Annotated in this window: 13 protein-coding genes; 5 read left to right on the top strand and 8 right to left on the bottom strand. The window is 56.9% G+C overall.

The genetic code is table 11. From position 1 onward, the window contains the following. Position 1: 1 nt before the first annotated feature. Together HKN37_13555 and HKN37_13560 are read left to right on the top strand one after the other, a co-directional pair. A complete protein-coding gene (locus HKN37_13555) occupies positions 2 to 1,039 on the top strand; it encodes a polyprenyl synthetase family protein (GenBank protein ID NNE47675.1) in 1,038 nt (345 codons plus the stop codon). An 18-nt stretch (positions 1,040 to 1,057) separates the two neighbouring features. Continuing rightward, on the top strand, positions 1,058 to 1,822 hold the full coding sequence (locus HKN37_13560; protein ID NNE47676.1) for an MBL fold metallo-hydrolase: 765 nt from the start codon (positions 1,058 to 1,060) through the stop codon (positions 1,820 to 1,822). Here HKN37_13560 and HKN37_13565 read toward each other — a convergent pair. From HKN37_13565 to HKN37_13575, 3 genes are all read right to left on the bottom strand, one after another. Continuing rightward, complete coding sequence (locus HKN37_13565; protein NNE47677.1) at positions 1,809 to 3,482, bottom strand: acyl-CoA carboxylase subunit beta; 1,674 nt, start codon at positions 3,480 to 3,482, stop codon at positions 1,809 to 1,811. The genes HKN37_13560 and HKN37_13565 overlap by 14 nt on opposite strands. Positions 3,483 to 3,594: 112 nt before the next feature. After that, complete coding sequence (locus HKN37_13570) at positions 3,595 to 3,789, bottom strand: general stress protein CsbD (protein ID NNE47678.1); 195 nt, start codon at positions 3,787 to 3,789, stop codon at positions 3,595 to 3,597. A gap of 84 nt (positions 3,790 to 3,873) precedes the next feature. After that, positions 3,874 to 4,605, bottom strand: a complete 732-nt coding sequence (locus HKN37_13575; protein ID NNE47679.1) for a hypothetical protein — start codon at positions 4,603 to 4,605, stop codon at positions 3,874 to 3,876. A gap of 190 nt (positions 4,606 to 4,795) precedes the next feature. Here HKN37_13575 and HKN37_13580 point away from each other — a divergent pair, with 190 nt between their 5' ends. Continuing rightward, the gene (locus HKN37_13580) at positions 4,796 to 5,638 is read left to right on the top strand and encodes a sulfurtransferase (GenBank protein ID NNE47680.1); all 843 of its coding nucleotides are present in this window, start codon (positions 4,796 to 4,798) and stop codon (positions 5,636 to 5,638) included. Positions 5,639 to 5,642: 4 nt separating this feature from the next. Here the strand turns inward: HKN37_13580 and HKN37_13585 are convergent, their stop codons facing one another. Continuing rightward, entirely contained in the window at positions 5,643 to 6,239 is a 597-nt protein-coding gene (locus HKN37_13585; protein ID NNE47681.1) for a class I SAM-dependent methyltransferase, read from the bottom strand. Positions 6,240 to 6,527: 288 nt separating this feature from the next. On the opposite strand from HKN37_13585, the gene HKN37_13590 reads away from it, so the two are divergent. Then, positions 6,528 to 6,752: a hypothetical protein gene (locus HKN37_13590; protein NNE47682.1), complete on the top strand. Its 225-nt coding sequence runs from the start codon at positions 6,528 to 6,530 to the stop codon at positions 6,750 to 6,752. A gap of 102 nt (positions 6,753 to 6,854) precedes the next feature. On the opposite strand, the gene HKN37_13595 is transcribed toward HKN37_13590, so the two are convergent. The 3 genes from HKN37_13595 to HKN37_13605 form a co-directional block, all read right to left on the bottom strand. Next, positions 6,855 to 7,469: a hypothetical protein gene (locus HKN37_13595; GenBank protein NNE47683.1), complete on the bottom strand. Its 615-nt coding sequence runs from the start codon at positions 7,467 to 7,469 to the stop codon at positions 6,855 to 6,857. Between the two features lie 53 nt (positions 7,470 to 7,522). Next, a complete protein-coding gene (locus HKN37_13600; GenBank protein NNE47684.1) occupies positions 7,523 to 8,182 on the bottom strand; it encodes a carbonic anhydrase in 660 nt (219 codons plus the stop codon). A gap of 134 nt (positions 8,183 to 8,316) precedes the next feature. Next, complete coding sequence (locus HKN37_13605; protein ID NNE47685.1) at positions 8,317 to 9,507, bottom strand: glycosyltransferase; 1,191 nt, start codon at positions 9,505 to 9,507, stop codon at positions 8,317 to 8,319. Between the two features lie 500 nt (positions 9,508 to 10,007). Here HKN37_13605 and HKN37_13610 point away from each other — a divergent pair, with 500 nt between their 5' ends. After that, positions 10,008 to 10,754, top strand: coding sequence for a hypothetical protein (locus HKN37_13610; protein ID NNE47686.1), 747 nt, complete (start codon positions 10,008 to 10,010; stop codon positions 10,752 to 10,754). Positions 10,755 to 10,785: 31 nt separating this feature from the next. Here the strand turns inward: HKN37_13610 and HKN37_13615 are convergent, their stop codons facing one another. Beyond that, positions 10,786 to 12,069, bottom strand: coding sequence for a CDP-alcohol phosphatidyltransferase family protein (locus HKN37_13615; GenBank protein NNE47687.1), 1,284 nt, complete (start codon positions 12,067 to 12,069; stop codon positions 10,786 to 10,788). Positions 12,070 to 12,488: the final 419 nt, after the last annotated feature.

Genomic DNA, 12,488 nt, shown 5'->3' on the forward strand with positions numbered 1-12,488 from the left:
AATGTCTGACCAGCTTCTCGCTCCGGCGGATACCATTTCAAACGGGCATCCAGCCACCGCCACCCTCCCGACATCGCTGTCTGGCATCAGGGCCCCGGTGGAGAACGACCTCCGCGAGTTCAAGAAGTACTTCCGAGCAGCCATGCGCAGCGATGTGCGCCTTCTGGATCGTATCGTCCAGTATGTACTCCGACAGAAAGGCAAGCAACTGCGTCCGACCCTGGTCCTGCTCGCGGCCAGAATGTGTGGAGAGGTCAGCGAACGCACGTATCGGGGCGCCGCCCTCGTGGAACTCCTTCATTCGGCGACGCTCATTCACGACGACGTGGTCGATGAAGCAGAGAAACGCAGGAGCATGTTCTCGATCAATGCTCTCTGGAAGAACAAGATCTCGGTCCTGTTCGGTGACTTCCTGCTAAGTCGCGGCCTGCTCCTCGCTCTCGATTCAAACGACTACGACCTGCTCCACACCATGTCGGAAGCCGTAAGGCGAATGTCGGAGGGTGAGCTGCTGCAGATTGAGAAATCGCGCAGGCTCGACATCGACGAGGAAACCTACTTCCGTATCATTTCGGACAAGACGGCATCGCTGATGTCCGCCTGCACGGTCAGCGGCGCCGTCAGTGTCGATGCGCCGCCACAGACCATCGACCAGATGCGTCAGCTGGGCGAGAAGCTGGGACTGGCCTTTCAGATTCGAGATGATCTCTTCGATTTTGGTGATAGACGCTCGGGCAAACCGGTCGGCATCGACCTGAAGGAGAAGAAGATGACGCTGCCGTTGATCCACGCTCTCGCGAAAGCGGATCGGTCCGAGCGGCGGCGTGTTATGGCCATTGTGCGGCGCGATACCAAGTCGCCTGACGACCTGGCCGTCGTCACAGAGTTCGTCGGGCGCCTCGGCGGAATCGACTACGCGAGAGTTCAGATGCGACGACTGGCCGACGAGGCCCGCCAGATTGTCGACGCCCATCCGCCCAGCGATGCACAGCGGTCCATGGCCGGCCTGATCGAGTACACGATAAACCGGAGCCGGTAGACAGACACACACACAGGAATGGCCAGACTGCATCTACTCGGTACCGGGAGCGCGAACACTTCACCCGATCGAACGACGACCATGCTCGCTGTCCACGACGCAGGTTCTTCGATTCTCGTTGACTGCGGAGGCGACGTTATACATCGAATGCTGGCTGCAGGGCTTGAGATAGACGCCATTGACGGAATTATTATTACGCACGAGCACCCGGATCACGTCGCGGGCTTTCCTCTCTTCATCGAGAAACTATGGCTTGCAAGACGTGCCAGACCCATTCCCGTGTACGGTATCCGACCCGCCATCGCGCAGGCGTCCCGTTGCTGGGAGGCATTTGAAACGGATCAGTGGCGCGGTGTACCGGAGATTCAGTGGGTTGAGGTGGACCACTCGGAAAATGCGGCCGTGCTCTCGGACGACAAATGGAATATCACGGCATCACCCGGTGTGCACGGCGTCCCCGTTGTCGGGCTGCGTATCGAAAGCAAGAACTCGGGCGGCGTAGTGACATACTCGTGCGACACGGAACCCTGTGCAGCCATCGAACGGCTCGCGGCCGGATCCGCGTTGCTGATACACGAAGCCAACGGTCTTACCAATGGACACACGTCAGCCTCGCAGGCCGCACAAGTGGCAGCAAGTGCGAACGCCGAGCACCTGGTCCTGGTACATCTACCTGCGCACGTCTCGGTCGAGGAGATGGAAGCCGCCAGAGAAATATTCCCTCGTACTGAGATAGGCAAGGACCTGTCTCAATACGACTTCAAGCCAATCACGTCTGGATGACGCCGGGATTGAATCTGGGGATATCCGGATTGTGATCCGCCATCTCAATGCTCGTGCTGAGCCATCGGCGTGTGTCTGCCGGATCGATGATCTCGTCAATCCAGAGCCGTGCGGCGGCGTAGTAGGCCGATGTCTGGCTTTCGAAGCGCGATTCGATCTCGTGGAGTATTGCCTCCTTGTCGTCGGCTGAGAGCGTCTTCCCCTTCTTCTCCAGCTTGACCACCTGGATCTGCGCCAGTGTCTTCGCCGCCTGCGCTCCTCCCATCACGGCAATCCGTGCTGTAGGCCACCCGCAGATCGTTCTGGGGTCATAGGCCTTTCCACACATCGCATAGTTTCCGGCTCCGTACGAGTTACCCACGATCACTGTGAACTTGGGTACCACGCTGTTGGCAACGGCGTTTACCATTTTGGCGCCGTCCTTGATGATGCCGCCTTGCTCTGCGCGAGTGCCCACCATGAAACCGGTCACATCCTGAAAGAAGACCAGCGGGATGCGTTTCTGGTTGCAGTTCATGATAAAGCGTGCCGCCTTGTCTGCCGAGTCGGAGTAGATGACTCCACCCACCTGCATCTCACGCGTCTTCGTACGCACCATCTTCCGCTGATTTGCCACGATGCCCACGCTCCATCCATCAATCCGGGCGTAGCCTGTCAGTAACGTCTGACCATAGCCATCCTTGTAGGGTACCCAGGTACCGGCGTCGATAATGCGAGCCAGGATGTCATTCATGTCGTACGGCTGAGCCGCGTCGACGGGCATGATCCCGTAAATCTCATCTGATGCGTGGGCGGCCGGCACCGATTCTGTCCGGCTGAATCCAGCGGTAGTGAACGGACCAAGGCGGCCGACGAGCTCGCGAATCGTACTGATGCACGTCTCGTCGTCGGGCATTTTGTAGTCCGTCACACCCGAGATCTCGGAATGGGTTGTTGCACCTCCCAGCGTCTCGTTGTCGACATCTTCGCCGATCGCGGCTTTCACCAGAAAGGGTCCTGCAAGAAACACGGATCCCGTTCCGTCGACAATGAGGGCTTCATCGCTCATGATCGGCAGGTAGGCGCCTCCGGCGACGCAGCTCCCCATGATGGCCGAAATCTGTGGGACACCCATGCTCGAGAGGACAGCGTTGTTTCGGAATATGCGACCGAAGTGTTCCTTGTCCGGGAAGATCTCGTCCTGCATCGGAAGGAAGACGCCGGCGGAATCAACCAGGTATATAATCGGGATCCTGTTCTCAAGTGCAAGCTCCTGAGCGCGCAGGTTCTTCTTCGCTGTTATGGGAAACCACGCCCCCGCTTTGACGGTGGCGTCGTTCGCCACGATTACGCACAGCCGGCCGGACACTTTGCCCAGCCCCATGACTGTGCCGGCGGCCGGACAGCCTCCCTCATCCTCATACATTCCATCGCCCGCGAACAGGCCGAACTCCAGAAATTGTACACCGGGGTCGATCAGGTGGTCGACTCGCTCGCGGGCGGTCAGCTTGCCACGGTCGTGCTCGCGCTTGACGCGAGCCTCTCCACCGCCAAGTCTGACGCGCGCGCCGCGTGAACGCAACTCGTCCAGCAGTGACAAATAGGACTTCGCCCGCTCGTCATAGTCCTTCTTGTTGTTGACGTGCGAGCCAATGGAGCCAACAGACTCTGCATCCGACATATTCCGCTACCATCGGTGGAAGAATGAGACGCGAAGTTAGATGCGGCTACCGCCAAAAAAAAGCCCGGCGAAAAGCCGGGCGACCGAGAGAACGTAGCTGCAGGAACCGCGCCTATATGAAGGCAATGATCTTCTGCATGATTTCGTTACGGGGCTCACCCGTCTTGTCGTGGATAAGGTCGACCATTTTCGAGAGATCTCCCCTGGCCTTCTTCATTTCCTTATCGCCAAAGTCGTGCTCGCTCCAGACCGCTTTGATCTGGTCCTTCACTCGCCTCCAACTCTCATTCATGTGCTGGGTAGCCATCGTACATCCCTGTTAGACCCGACTGTACTAATAACAGTCTAACAGCCTCCCGGAGTCAGATGTTTCGGAGTCTGCCGAAACCTCTTATGCCGCAAGCCCCCGGGAGTTGAGATAGCGAATCAGCTTCCGTTTCGCCACAGGAAGCAATGTATCTGAGAAGGGGAAATCGAGCTGCGTGACAAAGTGATATGTGGCCGGGTTCGGCAGATCGCGGTTTTCGGTCACCAGGTCCAACTTGATGGTCGCGGGGGGCGCGGCTACCCTGCCTCGCGGAATACTCTTGAAATGGGTGGTCTTCAGGCTCTGATACCGCTCGTTCACACCGACAAGCACCGAGAACTCATAGCGAAGCACATGCAGTTCCATCATCTGGCGATCCGGAACCAGAAGGTATCCTTCCTTCAGGTACGACGGTACGATTCCGACCTCCTCCAGCTCCATATTGTCATCCACAAATTCGAAGATGGTACGCCCGACCTCGATCGCTTCCTGAATATGTGGCCGTGCCCACCGCAGCAACTCCTCGATGTGGGCCAGCTGATCGTCGTCCAGCTTCTCCTTCTCGTAGATCACCGTGCCGCTGCCCAGATCAATTCCGGATATGGCCCCGGGGAGCGCTTCTCGAATATCGTCGATCCCTCCGACCAGGCTCGACACTGTTTCGTGAAGCCCGATCAGATTACTCAGGTGGGGGTAAATGGAATTGTGCTTGAATGCTTCCCGGACGGACTTCAATTTTGCCAGGATTCGATACTGTGCCGACTCAACGTCCTTGCCGGCGGGCAAGAAAAGATCAAGGGTTAGCGGATTCATCATCGGTACCGTGGCGGGCCCAGACAACCGGTTTCGAGCCGGAACTCTAAGGTAGTATCGTCGAGGTCGTGCTCTGCTTAACGCTCGCTTCATGAGATCAAAGCTCGGCGGCGCCAACAGGTTCCTCTGTGGCAGCGCCTGAACCATACATGCAACTGTCGGTACAATCGACGCAACACGGTGGTAACGCCCGATGGAAGAACAGGCATATTCAAACATAGCGGCCTACCTCTTCGTCGATCTCGACGAAGCATGGATTCGGGAGCAGCGTCCGATTATCCGAGATCATTGCGTTGAGCGGGATCTGCGAGGGACCATCCTCCTGAGCCGCGAAGGGACGAACGTGTTTCTCTCCGGTCGTCCCGATGCGGTCAAGAACTTCTGGATGTTCTTTACGTCGCTTCCTCCATTTCGAGGTCTGACCTACAAAGAGAGCTTCAGCAACCGGCACGTATACAGACGCATGCTGGTGAAGGTCAAGCGGGAGATTATCTCCTTTGGTCGAGACGAAATCAGGCCGGCCATTTCTACGTCCAGCAGGATTCGCTCGAAGGAACTCAAGCAATGGATCGACGACGGTCGCGACATCCTGTTACTTGACACTCGCAACGACTACGAAGTGGAGCTTGGAAGTTTTCGCGGTGCAATCGATCTCAATATCAGCAACTTCCGTTCGTTTCCCGAAGCCGCAGAACTGCTGGGCGAGGATGTGCGAGATAAACCCGTGGTCACTTTTTGTACCGGAGGCATCCGCTGCGAAAAGGCCGCGCCGTTTCTAGAGTCGCTCGGATTCAATGAGGTGTACCAATTGGACGGCGGGATTCTGCAGTACCTCGAAGAGTGCGAAGGGGCCCATTGGGAAGGCGAGTGTTTCGTGTTTGATCAACGCGTAGCCGTCGACGCACTTCTTCAGGAGACAGACACGGAGTACTGCTTTCGTTGTCAGCATCTCCTTCGGCCGGACGATCTCTCGTCACCGCTGTACGAGGTCGGCGTGAGTTGCCCGTTCTGCGCATCACAGCAACACGGTCAGTAGTGCGTCACCGACGCGGCTGCTTGCGTGCAAGAACCTGGACAACAGCACTCCGTCCCTGATGAAACGTCCCCTCCGCAACGTGTCGCTCACGCTCTCGGCCGATCAAGAACTCCAGTCCCGTTAGTTCAGTCTTCAGTTCATCCAGAGTCACCAGCAGCTCTCGCTTCGGAGGCCCTCCTGTGCCAAGCGCAAGCTGTTGTGGGGTATAGGCTTCCAGAGCTAGTAAGCCCCCAGGCTTTAGTGCGCCGACAATACGTTTGTGAACTGATCGCCTCAAGGAAGGATCAAGGTGACAGAATATTGAGACTATTCCGTCCCATCGCTCACGTTCGAAATCAAAGTCTGTCAGGTCCGCCAATCGGGTCGTGATTCGTACTCCGTGTCGGGCCGCGAGATCATTTGCTTTCGCCAGGCCGACGCTCGAGTAGTCAAGCGCAGTTACATCATGACCGCGAAGCGCCAGGAATGCGGCGTTACGACCCTCCCCCTCTGCAATACAGAGAACCTTCCCGGTCGCCAGTCTTTCGGAAACGGAAACAAGAAAATCATTTGGTTCTGTTCCGTACGCGAACCCGTCGCCGCGGTAGCGTTGATCCCACATGTCAGGTCCAGTCATTGACTCACGCGGTCTGGTTTGGGTCGAAGACTGTTGTCGTATTCCGTAACTGTCGTCGATCGCATTTGCATCTCGTGCAGCCTTCGCATGTTCGCGATGAACTGTCGTGACAGAAGTGCGACGACTCATTAGATCGGAAACCGTCGCGACAAGAATTTCTTGCACGCAAACTTTTTTTTTGCTAACCATAGCCGATAACCGCCAAGCTACACTACTTTTAGGAAGCAACCTGTTTCCTACCCACCACTACCCCCAACCAAGAGGTTCAAAACAATGGCCACACGAAAGGCTACGGCCAAGAAGAAGACGGCTCGCAAACCTGCAGCCAAGAAGAAGAAGACCACTGCACGGAAACCTGCAGCGAAGAAGAAGACTGCACGCAAGTCAACCGCGAAGCGGAAGACGACTGCACGCAAGCCTGCGGCGAAGAAGAAGACTGCACGCAAGTCAACCGCAAAGCGGAAGACGACTGCGCGCAAGCGTACAGCCAAGAAGTGAACTTCACTTCGCCGACTGTGATGTCGTGCGAGACTGGAGTTTTACTGGCGGGAATGGCAAGAGGGCGGCAATAGTCGCCCTTTTGTCTTTTCTACCAACACGTTACAGGCCCGGGAGCGGTTCGAGGCCTTCGATTTCCAGATCGAAAGATCCGGATACCCGTACCGGCCCCGCCAGCGCTACGTTCAGCAACTGCCCGTCCGCAAAACTCTCTCCGTGCGTCTGCTCAAGATCCAGCGAAAAGGTGGCGACGAATCGCCCGCGTTGCGACTCCTCAACCACAAGACGCAAAGACGTCCCGGCGAACTCAAATTTCGAATAGCTGGAATCATTGCGCACAAGCTGGTAGAACGCCTCTCCGACTGTCGGCACGGTGTCGTCTGGCACAACGGAGTATGGGCCCGGCGGAAGCACCCCTGTATTCGAGGCATAGGCAAACCGGAAGTTCACGCGCGCTTCCTCTCTCCGATCTACGCCTTTCGCCCGTACCTCCAACATGACGTCTAGCCGGTTCGCGATGCCTGACCTCGAGAACAGTGCAGAGCCGTCGTAAGCCGGATCGACCTGAGTGAAGTCTGTCGTCAGACTTCCGCCTAAAGCGAATTCGACTTCCGTTGCATCATCCTTGTCCGTGACCGAATCACAACTGGTGCCTGCGAAGCCGGCAACCGTGATCAGCAGTACAGCAGACACTCGAGAGCGGAACGTTCTTTTCATCTTCCTTCTCATCTCGTTTTTCAATTCCGCCGGTCAGACTTTTTCTGGACCGATCAACGACCGTTTCTTCGACGAGCGACACGCCGGGCTACAGCCGTCTCGACGGTGTCCACCGCATTCGAGCTACCGGTCGTCGTCGAATCCAAATCGAAGATCCTGCCGCATCCGATGTCGTAAACCCATCCGTGAACGTGCACCTTCTGCCCGTGGGCCCATGCCTCCTGCACCGGGAAAGATCCGGCGATGTTGTTCACCTGGTGCAGAACGTTTAGTTCACAGAGCAGCTCAAGTTGGTCTACCTCGGCGGAATATCGGTCAAGTTCATTGCGGTAATCATTAGAGAGCTTCCGTAGAGGTGCGAGCCAATCGTCGATTGGCCCCGAAGTGCCACCTTCCATCGCAGCGTGAACACCTCCGCAACCGTAGTGTCCACAAACAATCACATGCTCGACATGTAGAACTCCGATCGCAAACTGGAGCACCGCCAGACTGCTGAGGTCCGTCGGATCGACGAGGTTCGCGATGTTGCGGTGGACGAACAGGTCTCCAGGCGACAACCCCAGTAGTTGGTTTGAAGCGACCCGGCTGTCCGAACAGCCCATCCACAGGTATTGCGGCTGCTGCCCAAGTGCCTGACGCTGAAAGAACTCCGGGTCCTCGTCGACGACTTCAGCCGCCCATTGACGATTGCTCTCAAGAAGATGGTCAAGCATAGGGTCCCCGTTCGCCTTCCTGCATTCCACAATTGACCTGAAAGTTACGCCGGAACGATCCCGGTACGAAATATCACGGACTGACATATTGAATTGAGCCGGCCGGCAAAAACGACGACGCCAACCATAATCGGTCAGACCGGCGCACTCATGCGGGCGCGCAAGAATTCTGCGATTCGGCCGCCACGTTTCTCCCACGTGTACAGGCTTGCGTCGTCTCGGGCCTGCGATCCCAGGCGGTCTGATTCGCGAGGATCAGACATCAGCCTCGCCAGGGCGGCCGCGCAAGCGTCGACATCATCGGGCGGCACCAGCACAGCATTCTTCCCGTCCTCCAGAATCTCACCCAGATCCGGGAGATCCGCTGCAACGATCGGGCGACCCGATGCCAGGTACAGATACGTTTTCATCGGTAGCACGGTCCTGTGAAAGCGCTCGAGCGGCCCCGCCGTCGGTGGAATGATCAGACAATCCGCCGCGTACAGATACGTACTGACGTTCGCCGGAGAGACTCGCGGAAGCAATCGAACATTGCTAACACCCAGGTCCTCGATCAATTTGGCAAAGTGCCGCTCATCATCTGAACCAGCGATCGCACCGACAATGAGAAACGTTGCATCGGTGACTTGCCTCGCAATGTGCAGAAGGATGTCGACACCCTTCTTTGGGTTCACGTGTCCCGTATAACAAACAAGCCTATCGTGTACGTCGATCCCAAGTGCCCGGCGAGCTTCCTCTTTCGACTGGACCGGCGTCATCACGGAGGGTGAGTATCCGTTGTGGGCTACGAGCACGCGCTCGCTGTCAACTCCGGCCTTCACGAAGTAGTCTGCGGCCAGCCGCGAATGCGTCACGACGCCCATCAGCAACGGATGTTTGTAGACCAGTTTTCGGAACGGAGCGAACCGTCGCAGCAAGTTGACGTCCGTGCGATACGTCTCGAATACGGACGGCATGCCAAGGGTCAGTGTCAGCGCGAGGGCATAGAGATCGCGAGTGTAGACCAGGTCGTACCCCACCCTCCGGGCGTGAAAGGGCGCTGAAACATCATGCGCTGCCCGGCGCACGTTTCCCTGCACGAACGGAGGCCGCCAGACCGGAACGAGGCCGACTCGATCCAAAAGCTCGTCGGACACCGAGCCGTAGAACCTGCGGATACTATCCTTTGGGTCAGTCTTCCCGTCGTCTTTGTCCCGGCGAGAGGCGGGAACGATCAGATCGATTTCCAGACCCTGCCTGGCCATCATCGAAACCGTCCACACCAACTGTTCGGTACTCGTCTCCGCAGACGGGAGCGGTTCATGTGTCAGATATCCGATTCGCAATAAATCTGTCCTCTGTTCGTTATCTGGATCCACGTTGCGATGTGCCTTCCGACCGCGGGGATTCGGATCTTTTCAACAAAAGGCGGGTTTTGCCAGCCCACACCAGGTACTGAGTAGTGACTAACAAGTTAGTCAATCGGTGTCGTACGATTGACGCACTGACATCGCCACTCAGCAAATGAGAGTCCGACACCGGGCCACGCGCGCGACAGAGTTCGCCGAGAGACCGATCTCCGTAATGCCCGCCTGCTTCGTCCGAGTGCGACGCGTAGCATCAAGACAGATCGGGTCACGGCAAGAACTCTCTATGACCGCTGCGTATCATCCGCATTCCTCCATTTACCAGTTGCAAGTGCCCTTGAATCCTCGAACGCCACTAAGCCATCCCACGGCACGCTTTTTGAAGCGGCAAACGTACATCTAGTAGAAAACGAGAAATGGTCAGGTACGCCCTAGTTATTAGAGTTATCCTCTTCGCAGGTGTTCTTTCCTTGCAGTGGATGGGTACGTCGTTAGGACAGTCTGCGACGTCCGGCAGTCTGCAGGATCGTGCCCTTAGTGTTGCCGATTTCAACAAGATGGCGGACGACGCACGAAATGCGGGTCGCTATGACGAGGAGTCGGCGATTCTCATCGCAACCAACCGGGCCTTTCCCGATGACGTCCATGTTCTGTGGAGATTGACGCGATCGGCTGTAGAAGCTGGTGAACTGGCTGATTCGCGAGACACCAGGCGCCGGCGCTTCTTTGAAGCGATGCAATACGGGAAGATGGCCGTTCGTGCGGACAGCACACATCACCTTGGCTACATCTGGCTCGCGATATCGGAAGCGGCGGTGGCAAGCGTAGAGGGAATCAAGACGAAGGTCCGGCTATCGTGGAACATCAGACAGCACGCTGAGAAGGCCATCTCGCTCAATCCCGATTTTGATTCGGGCTATCATATTCTCGCGCGGTGGCATTACGAGGTTGCCGGAATCGGAGGCGTCAAGCGCGCACTCGCTCGAGCCTTTGTCGGCGAACTTCCGGAGGCATCGTATGACGAGTCAATCCGTCTGTACCGGCAAGCAATCGCGATCAACGATCTGATCCATCACCGACTCGCTCTGGTTCAGACGTACATACGGGCTGGACGGGATGAAGAGGCACGTCGTGAGCTCAATCTGATCATCGACAGGCCCAGCGAAAAGCGCCTCGATGACAAGCACAAAGAGGAGGCCAGAAAGCTCCTCGCGGCCCTCGACTAGTCGGCTGAACCCTGGCTATCGGCCAGCCTGATTATACGATGCGGTGCTCGAGGATATGCTCGGGAAGAATGTCCTCCGCCTGGGCGCGCAAGATGTACGACGCATTGAGCACAATTGCGGTCAGGAGCCCGGCGATCCCGATAACGAGGAACCACGGAATCAGACGAGCGAATCCAAGTACACCGAGTACGGCGAAGAGAAGCGCATAAAAATCTCTCTTGAAGAGCTTCATGCTCCCGGCAACCAGGCGCTGCAGCCGAGGTCGACCCACGATTCGAAATTCAATAGCGCGGGCCAAAATGTCGAAGCTGCCGCCTCCTGGTCCGAAGCGAATCAGGAGCATCAACAGCAAGACATAGAGGCCGAAACCAAATACCACAAGCTCACCGACGACCGCGTAGTCTCCACCATAGATTCGATAGAGCCCAATGTGAAGACCAAGGACGAAAAGCAGGTTGGTAGCCATGTCGACAGCCGTGTCGAGGCGTGCACCCCAGTCCGTGCTCATGAATTTGACGCGAGCCAGTTCGCCATCCGTACCGTCCAGAACGGAGAGGATGTGATATGCGACGCAGCCGGCAGCCAGTAGAACAGGGTTCCCGGTGACCAGCATCGCGAGCATCGCTAGTGTTCCAAGGGCCAGCAGCGCCGTGAACTGCGCCGGACGAATCGAGTACGGAATCAACATCCTGGTGAGTCGGGTCGAAATCGGCCGATTCAGATATCGGGAAACCAATCCGTCCGATGCCTTGATCGACTGCTTCACGAGCCATCTCTCCGCCTTTCGCGGCTGCCCGGAGCGTGAAACATCAACGTAGCTGTCGTTGGGCGGAGTCGCTTCGGGAATCTGTCCATTCGGATACAGACGACTGAAGTGGTCCGCCGCCGCCGACAGATCAACATCCTTCAGCAAATGAGAATGCGACCACGGTACTGCCCAGAACAGATTCGGGTAATCCGGGATTCGGATTCGAACGGGCTTGTCCACGCCTTCAAGCGATCGGTTCAGAAACGAATAGAAATCACCATTTACAAGAACACCGGTGTCGATGAAGACCATGTGGTCTCCGTCACCGATACGGCCGAGTGAGCCGGGACTCACGTCCGGGCTGACCTTTCGGATGCGCTGTCGGTGAGACGATCCAGGAACGCTGCCCTGAATTCGGGAGAGACTGTTTGAGTCGAGTTCCGTGCCCAGCGTAATCTCATCAATACCCGCCTGCCTGGCGCTATTAACAAGTCTTGCTATCGGGTGAACGCCGGCTACGTCGGAGGATGCGTTATCCCTGTCGAGAATGACGAGATGAAGCGCCATGTTGGTCCTTACTACTATCTATTGTTGACCCGTCGGGACAAACACTGGCGAGGCAAAAATAGGGATCTGGCTCGCGGTGGGGCTGTCTCGCCGACTACGTCAAGTGCTAGCGTTCCGGAAAACACAATCTCTCGCTACCACTCGGCATAACGATGACCGGGTGAATTATCTCTGTTGGGGTTATAGCCGCCACCGTTACAAACAAAGTAACATCAAGGGAAGCCAGGCGACCGGACAGGTGATACCACGGGCTTTCGGGGCTTCCTCAGCATTTCGAGGCTCTTCCCGTTCCCTATCAGAATCACGACCATCCGAAAACTGTCAAAGCGCCTTGTAATAGGGAGCAGAAGGCATATGTTCCTCTCCGGAGATCCTGTGAAGATGCTCTTGGACCGTCCGAGAAACCACCCGCCTTCAGG

The organism is Rhodothermales bacterium, from assembly GCA_013002345.1.
Lineage (GTDB): Bacteria > Bacteroidota > Rhodothermia > Rhodothermales > JABDKH01 > JABDKH01.